This is a genomic window from Candidatus Poriferisocius sp. (assembly GCF_965219775.1).
GTDB lineage: Bacteria > Actinomycetota > Acidimicrobiia > Acidimicrobiales > Bin134 > Poriferisocius.
On the sequence record NZ_OZ244793.1, the window covers coordinates 2,959,732 to 2,979,992 of the forward strand.

The 20,261-nt window shown below is 67.8% G+C and carries 17 protein-coding genes and 1 tRNA gene; 14 read left to right on the forward strand and 4 right to left on the reverse strand.

Features of this window, described 5'->3' with window-relative positions:
* The first annotated feature begins 7 nt into the window (after positions 1 to 7).
* The 11 genes from ACOQPQ_RS13380 (at position 8) to eboE (ending at position 13,022) form a co-directional block, all read left to right on the forward strand.
* Positions 8 to 1,369, forward strand: coding sequence for a M24 family metallopeptidase (locus ACOQPQ_RS13380; RefSeq protein ID WP_420639913.1), 1,362 nt, complete (start codon positions 8 to 10; stop codon positions 1,367 to 1,369).
* Positions 1,366 to 2,436 carry a thiamine pyrophosphate-dependent dehydrogenase E1 component subunit alpha gene (locus ACOQPQ_RS13385; RefSeq protein WP_420640418.1) on the forward strand — a complete coding sequence of 357 codons (1,071 nt, stop codon included), beginning with the start codon at positions 1,366 to 1,368 and terminating at the stop codon, positions 2,434 to 2,436. The genes ACOQPQ_RS13380 and ACOQPQ_RS13385 overlap by 4 nt, the downstream gene beginning before the upstream one ends.
* On the forward strand, positions 2,424 to 3,398 hold the full coding sequence (locus ACOQPQ_RS13390) for an alpha-ketoacid dehydrogenase subunit beta (protein WP_420639914.1): 975 nt from the start codon (positions 2,424 to 2,426) through the stop codon (positions 3,396 to 3,398). Before ACOQPQ_RS13385 ends, ACOQPQ_RS13390 begins: the two co-directional genes overlap by 13 nt.
* Before the next feature lie 37 nt (positions 3,399 to 3,435).
* Entirely contained in the window at positions 3,436 to 4,446 is a 1,011-nt protein-coding gene (locus ACOQPQ_RS13395) for an LLM class flavin-dependent oxidoreductase (protein ID WP_420639915.1), read from the forward strand.
* Complete coding sequence (locus ACOQPQ_RS13400) at positions 4,443 to 5,219, forward strand: SDR family NAD(P)-dependent oxidoreductase (RefSeq protein ID WP_420639916.1); 777 nt, start codon at positions 4,443 to 4,445, stop codon at positions 5,217 to 5,219. Before ACOQPQ_RS13395 ends, ACOQPQ_RS13400 begins: the two co-directional genes overlap by 4 nt.
* A gap of 118 nt (positions 5,220 to 5,337) precedes the next feature.
* Positions 5,338 to 6,366, forward strand: a complete 1,029-nt coding sequence (locus ACOQPQ_RS13405; RefSeq protein ID WP_420639917.1) for an ABC transporter permease — start codon at positions 5,338 to 5,340, stop codon at positions 6,364 to 6,366.
* Between the two features lie 64 nt (positions 6,367 to 6,430).
* Positions 6,431 to 7,516, forward strand: a complete 1,086-nt coding sequence (locus ACOQPQ_RS13410; RefSeq protein WP_420639918.1) for a substrate-binding domain-containing protein — start codon at positions 6,431 to 6,433, stop codon at positions 7,514 to 7,516.
* 69 nt (positions 7,517 to 7,585) lie between these two features.
* Positions 7,586 to 10,135, forward strand: a complete 2,550-nt coding sequence (locus tag ACOQPQ_RS13415) for an ATP-binding cassette domain-containing protein (RefSeq protein ID WP_420639919.1) — start codon at positions 7,586 to 7,588, stop codon at positions 10,133 to 10,135.
* A gap of 13 nt (positions 10,136 to 10,148) precedes the next feature.
* Complete coding sequence (locus tag ACOQPQ_RS13420) at positions 10,149 to 11,216, forward strand: alcohol dehydrogenase catalytic domain-containing protein (RefSeq protein WP_420639920.1); 1,068 nt, start codon at positions 10,149 to 10,151, stop codon at positions 11,214 to 11,216.
* Positions 11,217 to 11,241: 25 nt separating this feature from the next.
* Entirely contained in the window at positions 11,242 to 11,778 is a 537-nt protein-coding gene (locus ACOQPQ_RS13425; protein WP_420639921.1) for a VOC family protein, read from the forward strand.
* Positions 11,779 to 11,813: 35 nt separating this feature from the next.
* The gene (gene eboE / locus ACOQPQ_RS13430) at positions 11,814 to 13,022 is read left to right on the forward strand and encodes a metabolite traffic protein EboE (protein WP_420639922.1); all 1,209 of its coding nucleotides are present in this window, start codon (positions 11,814 to 11,816) and stop codon (positions 13,020 to 13,022) included.
* Position 13,023: 1 nt separating this feature from the next.
* Here the strand turns inward: eboE and ACOQPQ_RS13435 are convergent, their stop codons facing one another.
* The 4 genes from ACOQPQ_RS13435 to ACOQPQ_RS13450 form a co-directional block, all read right to left on the reverse strand.
* Positions 13,024 to 14,415: an FAD-binding oxidoreductase gene (locus tag ACOQPQ_RS13435; RefSeq protein ID WP_420639923.1), complete on the reverse strand. Its 1,392-nt coding sequence runs from the start codon at positions 14,413 to 14,415 to the stop codon at positions 13,024 to 13,026.
* Complete coding sequence (locus ACOQPQ_RS13440; protein WP_420639924.1) at positions 14,412 to 16,049, reverse strand: glycerol-3-phosphate dehydrogenase/oxidase; 1,638 nt, start codon at positions 16,047 to 16,049, stop codon at positions 14,412 to 14,414. The genes ACOQPQ_RS13435 and ACOQPQ_RS13440 overlap by 4 nt, the downstream gene beginning before the upstream one ends.
* Positions 16,050 to 16,069: 20 nt before the next feature.
* Entirely contained in the window at positions 16,070 to 16,630 is a 561-nt protein-coding gene (dcd, locus tag ACOQPQ_RS13445) for a dCTP deaminase (protein WP_420639925.1), read from the reverse strand.
* Between the two features lie 102 nt (positions 16,631 to 16,732).
* Positions 16,733 to 17,287 carry an HD domain-containing protein gene (locus ACOQPQ_RS13450; protein WP_420639926.1) on the reverse strand — a complete coding sequence of 185 codons (555 nt, stop codon included), beginning with the start codon at positions 17,285 to 17,287 and terminating at the stop codon, positions 16,733 to 16,735.
* A 72-nt stretch (positions 17,288 to 17,359) separates the two neighbouring features.
* Here ACOQPQ_RS13450 and ACOQPQ_RS13455 point away from each other — a divergent pair, with 72 nt between their 5' ends.
* The 3 genes from ACOQPQ_RS13455 (at position 17,360) to ACOQPQ_RS13465 (ending at position 20,100) form a co-directional block, all read left to right on the forward strand.
* Positions 17,360 to 18,295: a zinc-binding dehydrogenase gene (locus ACOQPQ_RS13455; protein WP_420639927.1), complete on the forward strand. Its 936-nt coding sequence runs from the start codon at positions 17,360 to 17,362 to the stop codon at positions 18,293 to 18,295.
* A gap of 92 nt (positions 18,296 to 18,387) precedes the next feature.
* On the forward strand, positions 18,388 to 19,950 hold the full coding sequence (locus ACOQPQ_RS13460) for a serpin family protein (protein ID WP_420640419.1): 1,563 nt from the start codon (positions 18,388 to 18,390) through the stop codon (positions 19,948 to 19,950).
* Positions 19,951 to 20,026: 76 nt separating this feature from the next.
* Positions 20,027 to 20,100: transfer RNA gene (locus ACOQPQ_RS13465), tRNA-Gly, on the forward strand.
* The last annotated feature ends 161 nt before the right edge of the window (positions 20,101 to 20,261 follow it).

The window sequence follows — 20,261 nt, forward strand, 5'->3', positions numbered from 1 at the left end:
CAAGATCGTGGCAATTCGAACCTTCGGCCCCAACAACGTCGACTGGGAACAACGAGTCGACATGCAACGTCTCCGGACGTCCCGTCTGGCCCGCCTGAAGCAGCAACTCGAGCAGTCGGAACTCGGAGCGGTCCTCGCCTTCGACTTCGCCAACATTCGCTACATGACCGCCACCCACATCGGCACGTGGGGCATCGACAAGATGATCCGCTTCTCCTTGTTGCCCCGTGGCGGTGAGCCGATCATCTGGGACTTCGGCTCGGCCGCTCGCCACCACCAGCTCTACAACCCCTGGCTGGATCACGGACACGCCCATGCCGGAACGCCCGGTGAGTCGTGCCACCAGACCCATGGCTCGCGCCCTGGCCTCTCGACCCTCCGCGGAGCGATTCCCCCCGGTGCCGGCATGGCCGAGGACGTGGCGGCCAAAGTCTTCGAGGTCCTGGCCGAGCACGAAGTGCAGGACGAGCCCCTCGGCATCGACATTGCCGAGCTGCCGGTCCTGGCCGCCTTGGCCGCCAAGGGCATCAACGTGGTGGACGGCCAACAGCTCTTTCTCGAGGCTCGTCGGATCAAGACCGAGGACGAGATCACGTTGCTCACCCACGCCTGCTCGATGGTGGACGCCGCCTACGAGGATCTGTATCGGTTCCTCAAGCCCGGGGTGCGGGAGAACGAATGCGTCGGACTGGTCAACAAGACCCTGCTCGACCTCGGTTCCGAATACGTGGAAGGGGTGAACGCCATCTCGGGCGAGCGGTGTGCGCCGCACCCGCACGTCTACAGCGACCGCATCATTCGGCCCGGCGATCCGGCCTTCTTCGACATCCTCCACAGCTTCAACGGCTACCGCACCTGCTACTACCGCACGTTCCAGGTCGGGAGCGCCTCGCCCGCGCAGCGAGACGCCTACAAGATCTGCCGGGAGTACATCGATCGGGCCATCGCGCTGGTCAAGCCGGGGACCACCACCGCCGACATCTGCGCGGTGTGGCCGGCCGCCCAGGAGTTCGGATTTGCCGACGAGATGGCCGCCTTCGCCCTCCAGTACGGGCACGGCGTGGGGCTGTCGATCTGGGAGCGCCCCATCTTCAGCCGCCTCATCTCCTTCGACCACCCCGAGGTCTTGGAGAAGGACATGGTCTTCGCCCTCGAGACCTATTGGCCGGCCGCCGACGGTTGGTCCGCCGCCCGCATCGAGGAGGAGGTGGTGGTCACCGCCGACGGCTGCGAGGTGATCACCCGATTCCCCGCCGAGGAGCTGCTGGTGTGCGGCACGAGATACTGGACCTTCGACGGCCCCTTGTCCACGCTGCGAGAAGCCGAGTCCCATCGCAACACCGCGGCGGGCACGGGCCGGGAGGGCTGACGGTGCCACGCGTCGACGCCGAGGCCTCCTACGGCGACCACCCCCCGATTCTCCCCGAGGCGTTCGATCCCGCCCTCGATGAGGCGCCGATCAGCACCGAGGTCCGACTGGCCCTGTATCGCAAGCAGCAGGAAATCCGCCAGCTCGAAAAACGCCTGCACGATCTCTTCCTGCAGAACCTGGTGAAGGGAACCAGCCACCTCTCCACGGGCATGGAGGCCGTCGGGGCCGCCTTCGGCGTGGCCCTGCGCTCCGACGACTACTCCTTTGCCACCTACCGGGGGCACGGTCACACCATTGCCCGCGGCGTCCCGGCCGGCCCGATCATCGCCGAGATGCTGGGACGGTCAACGGGGTTGTGCGGGGGCAAGGGAGGGTCCATGCACCTCACCAGCGTCCCCCACGGAATGATGGGCAGTTACGCCATCATCGGCGCTCACCTCTGCATCGCCAACGGCACGGCCTGGTCGGCCAAGCTGCGGGGTACCGATCAGGTGTCGGTCGCTTTCTTCGGTGACGGCGCCACCAACATCGGCGCCTTTCACGAGGCGATCAACTTCGCATCGGTCTACGACCTGCCCACCATCTTCGTGTGTGAGAACAACCTCTACATGGAGTACACCTCGATCGGCCAGGTCACCCCGGTGCGCCATCCTGCTGCCGACCGGGCCCCCGCCTACGGCCTCGACGCGGTGGTGGTGGACGGCAATGACGCCGACGCCGTGTACCTGGCGGCCACCGACGCCATCGCCAAGGCGCGGGGCGGGGACGGTCCCTCCATCATCGAAGCCAAGACCTATCGTCACGGCGGGCACAGCCGGGCCGACCAGGGAAAGTACCGTCCGGCCGAAGAGCTCGAGGCCTGGTTGGAGCACGACCCGATTCCGATGTACCACCAGCGTCTGCTGCGCACCGGGGTTCCCGAGGAGGAACTCACCCAGATCGAGCTGTCGGTGGCCGCCGAGATCGATGCCGCCACCGAAGCGGCCAAGGAGGCGCCGGTGCCGGATCCCGGTGCGCTGTACACGAACGTTTGGGCGGACGGGGGTTGGCAATGGCGGAACTGACCTATCGCGCCGCAGTGGCCCGGGGCATTGCCCAGGAAATGCGGCACGACCCGTCCGTGATCTTCCTGGGTGAGGATGTGGCCGGTGCCGGCGGGGTGTTCAAGACGACCGCGGGGTTGCTGGAGGAGTTCGGGCCCGTGCGGGTGGTGGACACGCCGATCTCGGAGCAGGCCATCCTCGGGGCCGCCATGGGTGCGGCCATGACCGGGATGCGTCCGATCGCCGAGATCATGTTTGCCGACTTCTTCGCCGTGTGCTGGGACATTGTGGTCAACGAGATCGCCAAGGCCCGCTACATGACCGACGGCCAGGTCGACTGTCCCGTGGTCATTCGGTCGGGCAATGGCGGTGCCGTTCGTTTCGGGGCCCAGCACTCCCAGAGCGTGGAGAACTGGGCCATGGCCGTGCCGGGCCTGAAGATCGTGGCCCCGGCCACGCCCCAGGACGTGATCGGCCTGATGGCGGCCGCCGTGCGCAGCCCCGACCCCGTCCTCTTCTTCGAGCACAAGGGGCTCATGGCGACATCTGCGGACGTTCCTGACGGCGAGCTGGTCGACGAACTCGGTATGGCCAAGGTGGTCCGCAAGGGGGGAGACTGCACCATCGTCGCCCTGGCGCTGATGGTGCCCCGAGCGCTGGAGGCCGCGCACCGGCTGGCGGGGGAGGGGATCGAGGCCACGGTGATCGACCTGCGCGCTCTCATGCCCCTCGACACCCGCACCGTGCTCGATTCGGTGGCCGAGACCAGTCGACTGTTCACGGTGGAGGAGAATCCCCGAGTGCTCGGGTGGGGGGCCGAAGTGGCGTCCATCGTGGCCGACGAGGCGTTCTGGGATCTCGACGCCCCGATCCGGCGCATCACCACCCCACACGTGCCCCTGCCCGCCGCCGACAACCTCGAGGACTTGGCGTTGCCCTCGCCGGACCGCATCTTCGAGGAGATCCGTCGCTCGATGGGCTGAACATGCTCATTGCCTGGCACCAGGAGGAGAGCACCTCTTGAAATTCGACATCTGGTACGACTTCCGCAACCCGGAGGCCTGGCACCGCGACCCGCAGTCTCTGTATTCGGAAACCCTGGACCAGATCTCCTGGGCCGACAATCTGGGCTTCAGCGGCGTGTGGCTCTCCGAGCACCACTTCACCGACGAGGGCTATCTGCCGGCGATGATGCCGATGCTGGCGGCCATGGCGATGCGCACGGAGAAGATGAGACTGGGTACCGCCGTGCTCCTGGCTCCGATGCATCACCCCCTGAAACTGGCCGAGGAGGCCGCTGTGGTGGACCTCCTCTCGGGGGGGCGTTTGGAACTCGGCGTGGCCCCCGGTTACCGGGTCTCCGAATTCGCCAACCTCGGTGTCGCCAAGTCAGAGCGCGGTGCCCGCACCGACGAGACGATCGAGCTGTTGATCCAGGCCTGGACACAGGAAGCCGTGACGTTCTCCGGTCGCCATTTCGACTTCACCGACGTGCCGGTCAAGCCCCATCCGGCACAAGACCCACACCCGCCGATCTGGGTCGGAGGGTCGACGCCGGCCGCCGCCCGCCGAGCCGCCCGATTCGGCTGCAACTTCATGCCCGATTCCGGTTCGGCTACCGAGGTGTACGACGTCTACGCCTCGGAGTCCCGGGCCGCCGGCCACGAGCCCGGTGAGATCGCCACCAACATGGTGGTGTTCGTCTGCGAGGACCCCGAACAAGGCTGGCACCAGGTGAAGGACCACTACTTCTACGTGTACCAGACGTACCAGCAGTGGTTTGCCGAGGCGGGCGACCTCGCCCAGGTGGCCGACCCGCTGACCGATCCCGACCAGTTGTCGCGCGATACCCACTTGGTGGGGACCCCGGAGATGGTCATCGAGGCGATCGAGCGTCGCCGCACCACCCACCCTTTTGAGCGACTGATCTTCTGGGCCCGCCCACCTGGGATACCCATCGAAATGAGCACTTCCTCGTTGGAGCTGTTCGCCACGAAAGTAATACCCCACTTTGAAGGAGCAACACCATGACCGGTCGCCTTGCAGGCTCAAGGATCGTCGTCACGGGGGCGGGCAGCGGCATGGGCCGTGCCTTTGCCGCCGCGTTCGTGGCCGAGGGGGCCACCGTCGGCGTGCTCGACCGTGACTCTCTGGCCGCGGCGGCGGTGAGCGAGGAGATCGGGGCCGGGGCCCATGCCCTCACCGCCGACGTGAGCGTCCGTTCGGAGATGGCTCATGCCTTGGACTCCTTCGTGGCGTCCGCCGGCGGTCTCGACGTGATGTTCAACAACGCCGGCTTCAACCAGCCCAAGCGCTTCCTGGATATCGACGAGGACAACTGGCGCTCGATCATGGACGTGAACGCCTGGGGCACCCTGGTGGGCATCCAGGAGTCCGCCAAGCGGATGATCCCGAACGGGAAGGGCAAGATCGTCAACACGTCGTCCATCGCCGGCCGCCAGGGTTTTCCGAGTTTTGCCCCGTACTGCGCCAGCAAGTTCGCCGTCAACGCCCTCACCCAGGCGGCGGCCCGAGCCCTGGCCGAGGACGGCATCACCGTGAACGCCTTCGCCCCCGGGGTGGTGGACACGCCGTTGTGGACCCAACTCGACCTCGACCTGGTCGACATCGGCGACGCCGATGCCCCTGGTCAGGCGATGGCCGATTTCGCGGCCGACATCCTGCGGGGCCGCCCGGCGGAACCGTCCGACATCGTCGGCACTGCGCTGTACCTGGCCTCCGCGGATTCCGACTACCTGACCGGCCAGGTGATCATGATCGACGGCGGGATGGTCTTGGTGTGAGGCGTCCGCCCACGCGCAGAATGGTCGCCAACCCGGCTGCGCCGGTAGTACTCTTGCAATCGATTGAATTATTGTCTATGGTCTCGACAGCCCGATCAGGTCGTCGAGGAGGAGGGGAATGAGCGAAGCACCGCTTGGTGGCGTCCTGCAGCGTCTGCCCCGTCCTTCCCGCGGCCTGTCCACCATGGTGGTGGCGTGTGGGTTGCTGTTTGCGGCCAGTGCATTGTTCGCGTCCTCGAGTGTGTCCCGGGGACCGCTTCTGGGCATGCTGCCCTTCGCCTCGGCACTGGCCATCGTGGCCCTCGGGCAAACCCTCGTTGTGCAGCAGGGTGGCATCGACCTCTCCGTCGCCGGCTCGGTGTCCCTGGCGGTGGTCATCAGCACGCACCAGGCCGCGGGTCAGGACGACCGATTGCTCCGGGCTCTCCTGATTGCCCTCGGTGCCCTGTTGCTGGCCGGGATCTTGAACGGCTTCCTCATCGGCATCCTTCGGCTGAATCCGATCGTGGCCACCCTCGGTACCAATTCCCTGTTGTTCGCTGCGGTGTTCTGGGTGTCCGGGGGCATTCCCCGTTCGACCACCCGGCGACTGTCCAACATCGTCGACGGCATCACCTTCGAGATCCCCAACGCCGTCTATTTCGCGGTGGCCGCCACCATCGTCACGACCCTCCTGATGAAGAAGACGGTGGCGGGGCGTCGCTTCGAGGCGGTGGGGGCCAACCAGACCGCGGCCATCACTTCGGGGCTGTTCATAGAACGCCATCGCGTCGGTGCCTACATCTATGCCCAGGTGTTCTACTGGATCGGTGGCGTGGTCCTGGCCGGCATCGTGGCGCAGCCGACCGCCTTCCAGGGCGAGGACTATCTGCTGGCATCGGTGGCCGCGGTCGTGCTCGGGGGCACCTCTCTGCTCGGCGGACGAGGAAACCTGGTGGCCACCGCTTTGGCCGCCCTGTTCTTGAGCCAGCTCGATCAGTTCGTGTTGGCCCTGGGTGTCACCGCTGCGATCCGCACGCTGGTGGAGGCGGCTGCGCTCGTGGTGGGTGTGGCGCTCTACACGATCGACTGGACCTGGCTCCGCCACCGGGTGTTCGGCGAACCGTCCGACAACCCGACCGCCCTTCCCGAACTCTCCCCGGGTTGATGCCGATCGCTTCGTCCCAAAACCGCCCAAATATGGAGGAAAAACAAGAATGTCAACTATGCGAATGATCTGGAGACTGCTGGCCGTGTTGCTGGCAATCACTCTTGTCGCGACTGCGTGCGGCAACGACGATGACTCGTCGTCCACCGGTGGTGCCGGCTCCGGGGGTCCGTCCTGGTGCGGGCCCGACGAGATCAGGCTCGGCTTCACCGATGGCTTCGGTGGCAATAGCTGGCGCCTGGTGACCACCGCCGCGGCTCGCGACGAAGCCTCGAAGTGCCCGAGCGTGACCGCCGTGGACTACGCCGATGGCCAGGGGGACACCCAAAAGGCCATCTCCGACATCCAGGGCATGGTGAGCACCGGGGTGGACGCCCTGGTGGTGTTCCCCGACGCGGGCGAGGCCATTCTTCCCGCTCTCCGGTCCGCCTATGAGGCCGGCGTCGTGACCGTTCCCTACCGGGTGACCCCCGGTGGTGAGGCCGGCGTCGACTACCACGCCTTCATTGACGCCGATCACTTCCAGTGGGGGGTCATGCAGGCCGAGTGGATCATCGAGAACTTCCCCGAGGGGGCCAACATCTTGATGGTGAGCGGGCCTCCGGGCAACAGCCAGGGTGTCCTCGAGGCCGAGGGGCTCCACTCGGTGCTTGATCCGACCGGCAACTACACCTTCGTAGGTGAGCAGCCCTTCGCACCGACCGGCTGGGATCCGGCCGTCACGCAGCAGGTGCTGACCGCCGAGATCGCCGCCAATGATCAGATCGACGTGATCGTCTCCGACTTCGGCCCGTCGTTGGTCGGTGCCCTGCCCGAGTTCGAGAACAGCGGTCGGTCGATTCCGGCCATCGCCACCTCCGACGGCAATCTGCTGGCGTGTTTCTGGGAGGAGAAGAAGGACTCCAACCCCGACTTCAAGCTCCACACGCTCTCCACCCAGAACGACCACGCCCGGCTGGCCATCCAGTGGGCGGTTGCTCTGGCCTCGGGCGGCACGCCCCCCGAGGATGAGATCTTCCCGCCAACCGCCTTCGAGAACTCCGTCACGGGCGAACCCAATCCCGTGACCTGTGAGCCGGACCTGCCCGGCGACATCTACCTGTCCGCCGAGATGTCCGGGGCCGAACAGGCCGCGCTCCTGGACGGCTGAGCCCAATTCCCAGAGGTGGGGCGGGCCGGTTGAGCCGGCCCGCCCCACCCCCTCATTGAGGACCATGCCATGGTTGCCACAGGTAGCAGCGCAGACGAGAACCGCAACGCGACGAACGATCCTGGTCCCACCGCGCCGGACGTCACCCCGAATCGGATCGAACTCACCGGTGTTTCCAAGCGCTACGGGGGCATAGTTGCCCTCAACGACGTTCACCTGACGGTTCGCCCCGGCGAAGTCCATGCCCTACTCGGAGAAAACGGCGCCGGCAAGTCCACGTTGATCAACGTGGCGTCGGGCACCACCGAGCCCGACCGGGGCACGATCACCTTCGACGGCGTGGTGGTCGACCATCTCACCCCGAGGTTGGCCGCCGACCTCGGCATCGCCGTCGTCCACCAGCACCCGGCCGTCATGGCCGACCTCACGGTGGCCGAGAATCTTCGCGTCGCCGTCCCGAAACAGTTCCTCGACGGCCCCGGTGGCCGGGAGGCCACCATGCGGGCGATGCTCGACGACGTGGGTTTCACCGCCCACCTCGAGGATCGTGTCGAGAACCTGGGCGTCGCCGAGAAGCATCTGCTCGAACTGGCCAAGGCCCTGGCCGTGAAGCCCCGTTTACTCATCCTCGATGAACCGACCGCGCCGCTGGGCCGTGAATCGGTGGACATGTTGTTCAGCGCCGTCCGGTCCCTGGCGGCCGACGGGGTGTCGGTGGTCTACATCACCCATCGCCTGGCCGAGGTACGCGAGATCGCCGATCGCGTGACCGTGCTTCGGGACGGCATATTCCGCGGCGAACACCCGGTGACCGAGGTGACCGACGACGACTTGCTGGCCCTCATCGTCGGTCGTCAGTTGGAGTACGCCCTGCCCCCCAAACACCAGGTGTCCGAGTCCGACAACTTGGATTTGCTGGTCGACAGCCTGTCGGGGGATGGGTTCCACGACTTCTCCCTGCAGGCCCGCAGCGGCGAGATCGTGGGGATAGCCGGCATCGTGGGCAACGGTCAGAGCGATCTTTTGCGGGCCCTGGCCGGTCTCGACACTTTCGACGGCCGGGTCGAAATCAAGGGCCGCAGTGTGAGCGCATCGGAATTGCGATCGGGGGCGGCGTACATGCCGGCCGACCGCAAGGCCGAGGGCCTGTTCGGGGCGCTCTCCGTGCGGGAGAACGCGTCGGTGAGCGCGCTCCCCGGTTTGCGAGGGCGCTTCTTGCTGAGCCGCACCAAGGAGCTCGAGGCGGTGCGCAAGGAATTCGACGATCTCCGGGTCAAGACCCCCTCGGTGGATTCGTCGATCAACTCGCTGTCCGGCGGCAATCAGCAGAAGGTGGTGATGAGCCGCGCCCTGCTCGCCCAACCGTTGATGCTGGTGGCCGATGAGCCCACCCAGGGGGTGGATGTCGGCGCTCGGGCCGAGATCTACCGAATCCTGCGTGAGGTGTCCTTGTCGGGCGTGCCGGTGGTGGTGGCTTCCTCCGACGCTAAGGAGCTCGAGGGGCTGTGCGACCGGGTCATCGTGATGTCCAGCGGGGAGAGCGTGGCCGAATTGACCGGTGACGACATCACCGAGGACGCCATCGTGGGCTCGGCCATCCGGGCGCACGCCCGTACCCGCCAGGAGACGACCCGCCGGCGGGGGGGTTCGACTCGGCGCCAGAGATTTCTCCGAGGCGACTACGCCCCGGTCGCCGTGCTGGCCATGGTGATGGTCGGCTTGGGTGCCTACGTCTACCAGGACAACGATCGATACCTCAGCGCGTTCAATACCACCTCGGTGCAGATGCTGGTTGCCGCTCTGGGCTTCATCGCACTGGGCCAGACCATCTGCCTGCTGATCGGGGGCATCGATCTCTCGGTGGGACCACTGGCGGGGTTCTTGGTCGTGGTGGGGTCGTTCTTCATGACCATCGACAAATCGGGGGCCATCGTCGTCGTGGGGCTCTTGGTGATGCTGGCGGTGGCCGCCTTCGTCGGGCTGGTCAACGGGGGACTGGTCAGATTCGCCGGCTTCACCGCCGTGGCCGCCACGCTGGCCATGTTCGTCGCGCTCCAAGGAATGGCCCTGGTGTTGCGGGACGTTCCCGGGGGCTACATCAGCCGCTCCGTGACCGACGCCATTGCCCACAAGTTCGGGCGCTTCCCCCTGGTCTTCATCCTCCTGGTGGTGGTGGCGGTGTTGATGGAGGTCGCGCTGCGACGGACGAGGTGGGGATTGCGCCTACGAGCGGTCGGCTCCGATCAGGATGCCGCCCGAAAGGTGGGGATCCGCGTCACCAGGACGATGCTCGGGGCCTATGTGCTCACGTCGGTGTTCGTGTTCTTGGGGTCCGTCATCCTGCTGGCCCAGTTGGGTATCGGCGATCCGCTCCAAGGAGAGGGGTACACGCTGACCAGCATCGCCGCCGTGGTGCTCGGGGGCACCAGCCTGCTGGGTGGTCGCGGCACCTTTGTCGGTACTTTTCTCGGTGCGGGCCTCAGCATTCAGGTGCTCAACGCCACCGTTTTCCTCGGGCTCAGCCAGGCCTGGGTTTACTTCTTCGAGGGGGCGCTCATCGTGGCCGCCGCGGTGATCTACAGCCAAGTGCGGGGCCGTCTTTCGGCCAGGACCACCTGACGAGGGGGCCGGTTTGCTCGCCGCGCGCTTCCACGACCATCACGACATCCGCATCGAAGACGTCCCGGTGCCCGAGGTCGGGGCGGCCGACGACGTGCTCGTCGAGGTGGCCTATTGCGGCATCTGCGGCACCGACCTGCACGAGTACCTCGTCGGTCCGATCGTTACGCCGACGGAGCCCCATCCCCTCACCGGGGTGACCAATCCGCAAACGTTGGGTCACGAGTTCTCGGCGCGGGTGGTGGACGTGGGCTCTGAGGTGGCCGACGTCAAGATCGGTGACCGGGTTGCCATCATGCCCGCCATCGTGTGCGGTCGGTGTGTGCAGTGCCGCCAGGGGCACGGCCACCTCTGCGTGCGCTTCGCCTGCACCGGTCTGAGCGCGGAGACCGGGGGGTTGGCGCAGTTCGCGGTGCTCAAGGAGTATCAGGTCGCCCGACTCCCCGATGAGGTGTCCGACCTCGAGGGAGCGGTGGTCGAGCCCGCCGCCGTGGCCGCCTACGGTGTGGATCGGGCTGGGGTGCGGGGCGGCGACGTGGTGTTGGTGACCGGGGCCGGACCCATCGGGATTCTGTCGGCGATGTACGCCAACGCGGTCGGCGCGTCGGTCGTGGTGATCAGTGAGCCCAACCCGCAGCGGTTGGCGATGGCCCGCGCCCTCGACATCGGACCGGCGGTCGACCCCAGCGACGGCGGGCTGAGCGACTACCTGGCCGACCTCACCAACGGTCTCGGCATCGACGTGGGCGTCGAATGCTCGGGCACCTCCCCCGGGCTCAACGCGTGCCTGGACAACGCCCGCCCCCGGGGCACGGTGGTCCAGACGGGCCTCCACACCGCCCCCGCCACAATCGACGCCATGGGCCTGGCCGAACGAGACGTGACCCTCGTCGGCTCATGGTGCTACCTGCTCACCGACTGGCCCCGCATCATCCGGCTGATCGCCTCGGGCAAGCTCCCCGTCGACAGGGCCGTCACCTCCACCATCGGCCTGGCCGAGGTGGTCACCAAGGGCTTTGACGTCCTGGTGGATCCGGCGGGCGACCAGATCAAGATTCTCGTGCAGCCGTTGGCTGCGTGAAACGGCGACAGAAAGGAAAGAGCCCATGACGCTCAGATCCATCCATCACGTGGGGCTGGTCGTGCGCGACCTCGACCGGTCCATCTACTTCTACCACGACCTGCTCGGTCTCCCGTTCGCCAACGAACCGACAGAGTGGTTCGAGGGGCCCGAACTCGAACGGGGCGTGGGCGTGCCCGGCGCCGTGCTGCGCCAGGTGTCGCTCTGGGTGGACGAGGTCTCCACCCTGGAGTTGATCGAGTACCGGAATCGACCGCCCGAGAGCGTGCGCCCGGTGCCCAACAACCACATGGGCGCAGCCCACGTGTGCTTCCGGGTCGACGACGTGTTCGCCAAGAAGGCCGAACTGGAGGCCAAGGGTGTGGAGTTCTACTCCGATGTCAACGTGGTGGACGAGGGTCCCCTGGAGGGTTGGCGCTGGGTGTATTTCAGTGATCCCGACGGGCTTGCCCTGGAGCTGGTGGAGATCGCTTACTACATGCGTGAGCGGCGCAACCAAGCGGCCGCCGAGTACCTGACGTCGCGGCCGTCCCTGTCGGAGGTCGAGGCCCGCTTGGGCTGATCCGCCCGGCGCCCGGCGCTCAGCGAAGCAGCCCCATGGATCTCGGCGGGGGTCTCGGCCACCTCACGTACTCCACCCTCGTCCACCCGGGCGACACCTGGGCGGAGATGAACGACAGCATTCGGCGGTTCCTGCCCGCGGTGAAGGCGGCCCACAGCCCCGACGCCCCGTTTGCCTTTTCCCTGCGGCTCTCGGCCGCCTCGGCCGCCGAGCTGGCCGCCGACGCCGAGCGGCGGGCCGAGCTGACCGACTGGCTCCGCAACGAAGGGCTCTACCTCATCACCGCCAACGCCTTCCCCTACGGGGCGTTCAAGGGCGGTCCGGTCAAGGAACGGGTCTATGAGCCCGACTGGTCGACCGATCAGAGACGGCACTACACGACCCAAGTAGCGGAGATCCTGGCGGAACTCGCGCCCCCCGGCGTGGCCCCCAGCATTCAAACGGCCCCTTTGGCCTTTGCTCCCCGGGTTGAGGGCCCGGGGTACGTGGAGGCATTCACCCGGAACGTCCTGGCGGTGGTCGCCGCCCTGGTGGACATCGAGCGCCGGACCGGTCGAACCGTCCGGTTGGCCATCGAACCCGAGCCGTACTGCTACCTGGCCACCACGCCCCAGACCGTCGAGTACTTCCGGACCCGCCTCTACAGCGCGGAAGCGGCCCGCACCCTCGCCGAGTTGGCCGACCTGGCTTTGTCGTCGGCCCATGGTGCCCTTCGTCGCCACGTCGGGGTGGTGTTCGACATCTGTCATCAGGCCGTGGAGTTCGAGGACATCGCGGAGTCGCTGGAACTGCTGGCCGACGCCGGAATCCCGGTGTTCAAGCTGCAAGAAGCCGCCGCCCTCTGGATACCCGAGGTGGACCGGGAGTCGGTCGACGAGCTCGAGAAGTATGCCGACACGATCTATCTCACCCAGACGACCGAGCTTCGCAACGGGGTCCTTCGTCGGTTCCTCAACATCGAAGACGCCATCGCTGCGTGGAGACAGGACCCCGGCCCGTGTGAGTGGCGGACCCATTTCCACGTCCCCGTCTTCCTGGACGATCTCGGACCCTTCCGCACCACCCAGTTCGCCATCCGGGACGCGTTGGCTGTCCACCGGCGCCGGCCCGTGTCCGACCACCTCGAAATCGAGACGTATACCTTCGACGTCCTGCCCGACCACCTGAGGACGGGGGGCATCGTGGAGTACGTGATCCGGGAGCTGGACTGGGTGCGGACTGAGCTGGGCGTGGGGGCGGGCTGAGTCAGTCGGGCAACAGAACGCCCGGGTTCATGAGGTTGTGGGGGTCGAGGGCTTGCTTCACCGAGCGCAGCAGGGTGAGGCCGGCCTCGCCCAGCTCGTCGGCCAGCCACTGGCGGCGGATGCGGCCGATGCCGTGGTGGTGGGATATGCCCGCGCCGCAGTCGATGGCCGCGTCCATGGCCGCGGCCCAGCAGGCGTCGTAGGTGGCCTGATACTCCCCGGTGTCGGTCGGGCGGGCCACGAAGGTGAAGTAGAGGTTGGCCCCGGTCCGGTAGGCGTGGGAGGTGTGGGCCGTGGCGGATATCACGGTGGGGATCCGGCTGATGGCCTCGGTGACGGCGTCGTAGAGCCGGGGGAGCGTGCGCCAGCCGGTGGCCACTTCGATGGTGTCGGCCACCAGGCCCTGCTCGAAGACCTCGGTCCACGTCGGCACGGTGTTGCGGTGCTCGAACCAGTGGTCGACCGCGGCGGGGTCCGCGGGCACACCCCCGCCGGTCCGGCTCAGTTCGGCCACCGCGGCGGCCTCCAGGGCGGCGTGGCCCGGTGGTCCCTCGTGCAGGAAGATGGCCATGCAGCGGCCCCGAGGAACGTGGTCGCGAAAGTGGCGGCGTGACTCGGCGGCGTCGTAGAGGCGCACCACCGGCGGACGCCATCCGGGGGTGATGACCCGGCGGAGGGTGTCGAGGCCGGCGTCCATGTCCTCGAAATGGAAGGCCTGGCGCACACCGGGTTCGGGCAGGGGCCGAAGCCCGAAGGTCACCTCGGTGATGATCCCGAGGGTGCCCTCGCTGCCCAACAGCAGGTGTCGCAGGTCGGGTCCGGCCGAGGCCCGCGGGGTGGGGCGTGACCGGTAGACGGTGCCGTCGGCCAGCACGGCTTCGATGGCGTGGACGACGTCCTCGATGTTCCCGTAGGCGGTGGAGTACTGGCCCGACGCCCGGGTGGCCACCCACCCGCCCACCGACGACACCTCGATGGACTGGGGCCAGTGCCCGATGGTAAAGCCGCCGTGTTGTACCCGGCTCTCGGCGTCCATCCCGATGGTCCCGGCCCCGAAGGTGGCCAAGGCGTCCACCGGGTCGATGGATCGCAACCCGCTCAGCCGTTCGGTGCTGACCACCACCGAGTCGGGAGAGGACAGCACCCCGCCCACACAGCCGGACCCGCCGCCTCGGGGAATCATGGGCGCCCGGTGGGTGCCACACAACCGCACGGTCTCCGCCAGGCGTTCGGTGGTCGACGGGGCCGCCACCGCCATCGGCAGCGTGAGCCGTCCCTGCCATTGGTCGAACTCGGAGCGGGGCCACGTGTCCCGGGCTCGGTGACGGCGGGCGTCGTCGTCGACCAGGAGGTCGTCGCCCAACAGGTCGGCGAGTTCGTCGATGAGGCTCATTGGCCCGGCGTGATGCAGTGGAGTTCACTGGCGAAGCGGGCCTTGACCTCCTTGATCTCCTGGTGAGTGCGGGTCTCGTCCCAACCCAGCAGTTCGGCCATCATCGCCGCCGACGGTGCCAACAGGGCCTCGCGCTCCGCCGGGGTGTACCAGGCCGCCCGGGTCCGCCGATAAATCACGTCCTCCAGGGTGAGCGCCCCGTCCACCTCCACGGCCCAGCGCAACTCCCCGGCCACCACCCTGCCCTGGGGGACAATGGGTTCCCGTCCCTTGGCCAGTACCTGGCCGGTTTCGTCCCCGTAGAGCCGCACCAGTCGGTCAACCACCGGGCGCTCGACGCCGGTATCTGCGGCCACCGACGCGGCCAGGTCATCGAGGGTCGAGGGCACGTCACCACCGGGAACCGGCAGGGGTTCCGGGCTCGGGCCCAGCGTGCGGCCGAGGCGTTCGCCCACGTGGTCGAGCACCGTCATGGCCATGGTGCGAAAGCCGGTGAGCTTGCCCCCGGCGATGGTGATCATCCGACCGGGGCCCACCCAAACCTCGTCCTTGCGGGACATCTCCTTGGCGTCCTTGCCCGTCTGGGCCACCAGGGGGCGCACCCCCGACCAGGCGGCCACCACGTCGTCGCATCCCAGCGGGTCCACATCGAAATAGGCCCCGAGGGGATCCAGGAGGTACTCGATGTCGGCCCGTTCGATCTCGGGCCACAGGAGCCGGTCGCCGTGGTAGCTGGTGTCGGTGGTGCCGATGGCCACGGCCTCACCTCGGGGCAGCACGAAGATGCTGCGCTTGTCGGGCGTCTCCACGATCACGAGGTTGCGCACCGGCAGCCGAGCCGCCTCCACCACCACGTGGACCCCCTTGGAGGGGTGCAGACGGTGGGCGACGTCGGCCTCTTCCATGCGGGCCAGGCGCTCCACCCACGGCCCGGTGGCGTTGACCACCGCGTCGGCCCGGATCTCCACCTGCTCATCGTCCACGCCACAAGCGGCCACCACGCCGTCGATCTGGTCGCCTTCCCAGATCACGTCCACCACCGGCATTCGACTGGCCGTCAGGGCGCCGTGGGCCACCGCGTCGCGCAGCACGGCCAGCACCAACCGGGCATCGTCGGTCATGTACTCCCGGTAGGCGCACGCCCACGGGAACACGGCACGCCGTAGGCAGGGCTCTTGGTTGGCCAGGTCGTCCCGGTTCCAGGTCAGGTGGCGGTCGGCCCCGTCCACCGCGCCGAGCTTCTCGTAGGTGCTCAAGCCCGCGCGGAACTTCATGAGGTTGGCCCGGTTGCGGGCGGGCACCACCATCCAGCTCGGCTCGGCCAGATGGGGGGCCATGAGGTGGACGGCCTGACGCTCCCGCGCCGTCTCCCGCACCATGCCGACTTCGCCCTGGGCCAGGTAGCGCAGCCCGCCGTGGATCAGCTTGGAGGAGCGTGACGAGGTGCCCGCGGCGAAGTCCTCGGCTTCGACCAGGGCCACCGTCAGCCCCCGCCGGGACGCGTCCCGGGCGATGCCCGCGCCGGTGATGCCTCCGCCGACAACCACCACGTCGAACCGCTCACCCGCCAGGGCGGCCCGCAGGCTCGAGCGGGAGGAAGGGGTGAGCGAGGGCGTGGTTCGGGGCTCAGGCATGGGCGGGTGTCGCCATTGCGCTACCAGTTCTCCCAGTAGCGGGAGGGCAGGGGGCCGGACTGGCCCTGGTACTTGGAGCCGGTCTTGGCGGAGCCGTAGGGGTTCTCGGCGGGCGTGGTCATGCGGATGAAGGAGATCTGGCCGATCTTCATGCCCGCGTAGAGGGTGATGGGCAAAGTGGCCACATTGGACAATTCCAGGGTGAGATGACCGTTCCACCCGGCGTCCACGAAGCCGGCGGTGGAGTGGATCAACAGCCCGAGGCGGCCCAGCGACGACTTGCCCTCCAGGCGGGCCACCAGGTCGTCGGGCACCCGCACCCGCTCCAGCGTGGCCCCCAGCACGAACTCGCCGGGGTGGAGGATGAACACGCCGTCGGGTTCTATCTCCACCGGTTCGGTGAGGGCGTCCATGTTCTTCTTGACGTCGATGTACCCCTCGGTGTGGTTGCGAAACACCCGGAAGCGCCGGTCGATGCGCAGGTCGACCGATGACGGTTGCACCGCGCCCTCGGCCAAGGGGTCGATCTCGATGCGGCCGGCGGCCAACTCCTCCCGCAGGGTCCGGTCGGAGAGGATCACGTCAGCGTGGTCGCCCTGTCGGGGTGCTGTGGGCTTGCGTCGTGCCGGGCCGGCGATGCTGTGGCGGCGCAGGGTCTGGGCCCCGTCCGGGGCACGCCGGGATCACGCAGGAGAGGCGAAGAAGCTTCGGACCAGCGGCTCATAGTGCTCCAGGGACGGAGTGGGATAGGCCGGGTCGAAGGCGGGCATGTCGTACTCGGCGCAGAACTCGGCGCAGCGGTCGTAGTGGGGGTGGCCCTCGTAGGCGTCGCGGCTGTTGCGGTCCCGGCCCACGTGGTGCCAGAAGTAGTAGCCCTGGAAGACGCCGTGCATCTGCACCATCCACAGGTTGGCCTCGGAGACGAAGGGCTTGAGGATGGCTGCGGCCAGGTCCGGGTGGTTGTGGGGGGTGAGCAGGTCGCCGATGTCGTGGACCAGTGCGCACACCAGGTACTCGTCGTCGCGTCCGGCCTTCTCGGCCCGGTGGGCGGTCTGGACGCTGTGGGTGAGGCGGTCCACGGCAAATCCCTGCGGCCCGCAGGCCAGTTCTCGCAGCTCTCGCAGCACCCTGTCGGCCAGACCCTCCTCCAGGTATTGGTGGGCCGGGCCGGTTGCCGCCCAGTCCTCGGCGGTGGACTCGTCCATCCGGGTGAACGCGGCTTGCGTCAGTGTGGCCATGGCCTGATCCTACGCCAAGCTCGCCTTGGCGACACTCTCGTCGGTTCCCTTCGACCGCTACATTTCCGGGGGATGCAAGCGGTTGTCTTCCGAGAGGGGAGGGCGGTCATCGACGAGGTGGCCGACCCGGTGCCGGGGCATCGGCAATTGCTGGTGGCGGTGCGGGCGGCGGGCCTGAACGGCGCCGACCTCACCCAGGCCGCGGGCGGTTACCCGCCGCCACCGGGGGCACCGACCACCGGCGGGTTGGAGATGGCCGGTGAGGTGGTGGAGGTCGGCGAGGGCTGCCAGCGGTTCTCGGTCGGGGATCGGGTGATGGCCGTGGTCCAGGGAGGCGGGCAGGCGCAGCGGTGCGTGGTGGACGAGCCACTGGCCATGGCGGTGCCCGAATCGATGAGTTGGGAGTGCGCCGGGGGCTTTCCCGAGGTGTTCGCCACCGCGCACGATGCCCTGTTCACCCAGGCCGGTTTGTCCATGGGCGAGCGGGTGTGCGTCCACGGCGCGGCCGGTGGGGTGGGCACCGCTGCGGTGCAACTGGCTTCGGCCATCGGGGCCCGGGTGACCGCCACCGTGCGCACCCCTGCGGTCCGGGCTGCGGTGGCCGAGTTGGGGGCCACCGTCATCGACCCTGGGGAGGTGGCCGACGCCGGGCCGTTCGACGTGATCCTCGAGCTGGTGGGCGCTCCCAATTGGTCGGCCAACCTCAAGGCGCTGGCCGTGGAGGGCCGCATGGTGATCATCGGGGTGGGCGGGGGTTCGGAAGTGTCGGTGAACCTGGCCCGGCTCATGGTGAAGCGGGTTCGGCTGTTTGCCTCCACGTTGCGGCCTCGTTCCCTGGAGCAACGGGCCACGGTTGCCCGGTTGGTGGAGCGCCACGTGCTCCCGCTGGTGGACGCCGGTCGGATCCAGGTGCCGGTGGCCCGTACTTTTCCCCTGGCCGAAGCGGCCGCGGCCTACGAGTACTTCGCGGTTCCCGGAAAACTCGGCAAGGTGGTGCTGCTGGCGTGAGTGCTCATTTCGGATGGGGAAGGGGCCGTTGGCGTTTGCGGGAACTTGAGGTGTTCCGGCGTCGTCCAACCAGCATGGCCAAGCTGTTCGGAATGCTGCTTCTCTTGAGTGTGGTGGCGGTGGCCTGTGGTGCCTCCGACGACACGCAGACCGTGGTGTCCACCGAGACGCCCACCCCGGTCGAGGCGCCACCGTCGCCGACACCGGGGGCACCGACGGCCGATTCGACGGCTGTGCCCGGGGACTCGGCACCGTCGGGGGAGCCGACGCGCGCTCCGGTCGAGCCGACGCAAGTTCCCGAGCCGACTTCGTCTCCAGCGGCGACCGCCGGGCCCGCTGAGCCGCCAGCCTCCGGGGAGCCGACGCAATCTCCCGTGCCGACGGCGGTGCCCGTCGAGCCGTCAGCCTCCGGGGAGCCGACGGCATCTCCCGAGCCGACGGTCGAGCAGGTCGATTCGTCACCGAGTCCCGAGCCGACCGCGTCTGGGGAGCCAACAGCGAGTCCCGAGCCGACCGCGGCTGGATCGACGGCTGCCCGGTTGCCGGCTGATCCGGGTGCCCCGGTCAGCAGGTGGGTGGGGGGCATCAATGCGGCGGGGTGGGAGTTTCATCGGACCTTGGAGGGGAATGCGGTTTCGAGCCCGACCAGTATCGGGGTTGCTTTCAGCTTGAGTCGGGCGGGGGCGTCGCCGGATTCGGGGGCTGTTCTGGACGGGATCTTCGGTTTTCCCGGGGCGGACACTCACCGGGCGGCGAATGCCGCTGGTTTGGCGTGGGCGGGAGCGTCGGTGGAGCCCACCACTTTGGAGGTGGCCAATCGGCTGTTTCCCGATGACGAGTTCTCGCCCCGCCAGGCGTTCTTGGACACCGCCTCGGCCTACTATGGGGCGGCCATCGAGCCGATCGACACTGCTGATGGGGTTGCGGCTGCTGATGTGGTCAATCGTTGGGTGTCGGAGCGCACTCGCGGCCTGATTCCCACCATCGTGCGCGACTCCACAGTCCAGGACCAGAAGCTGGTCTTGGTGAACACCGTGTATCTGAAGGCCGATTGGCAGACTCCGTTCCTGCCCGAGCTGACCGGTGACCGGGAGTTCACCACCGGAGACGGCCAGTCGGTGACGGTGCCGTTCATGCGCGATCGGGTGCCGGAGCTGCGCCGGTTCGTGCGGTTGGACGGGGCGAACGCCGTGGAGTTGCCCTACCAGGGTGGGGAACTCTCGATGTGGATGGTGGTGCCCCACGACGTGGACGGGTTGGCTGCCGTGGAGGAGGCCTTGGACGCCGAGGCGTTGGTCGGGCTGGCCGGTCGTGCCCAACAGGGAACGGTGCAGGTGACCATGCCCAAGTGGGAACACACCCTGCCTCCGGCTGATCTGTTCGCATGGCTCTGCCCGCTGGGATTTTGCCCCGGTGCCGGGTTCGCCGACATCGCCCCTGGCATCTTCATCACCTCGGCCCTGCACAGCGCCAAGGTGATCGTGGATGAGAAGGGCACCGAAGCAGCAGCCGCCACCGCCATGGCCTTCGCCGAGTCCATGCCCCCGCCACCCGACCTGGAAGTGGTGGCCGACCGCCCCTTCCTCTGGGCCATCACCCACCAAGACACCGGCGCCCTCATATTCCTCGGCCGCGTCACCAACCCCGCCGAGTAATCCCCACCGGCACTCCTCATCCCGCCGAGAATCAACAGGCACCCGACGCCACACGGGGCTAGAGTGGCAGCTACCCGCGGGTGTAGTTCAGTGGTAGAACCCCAGCTTCCCAAGCTGATGACGCGAGTTCGATTCTCGTCACCCGCTCCACACAGTCCTGCCTGCCGCCCCTTGTCAGCCGACACGCCGGCCCCCCACATCGCTGCGTCCGCTGCCATCCGAGAGGTGACCGACACTCCAGCGGTCTACACCCCTTGGCCTAGAGGCTTTGATTGTCGTTTAAGTTTCACTTTCAGTTTCTGGATCAGTAT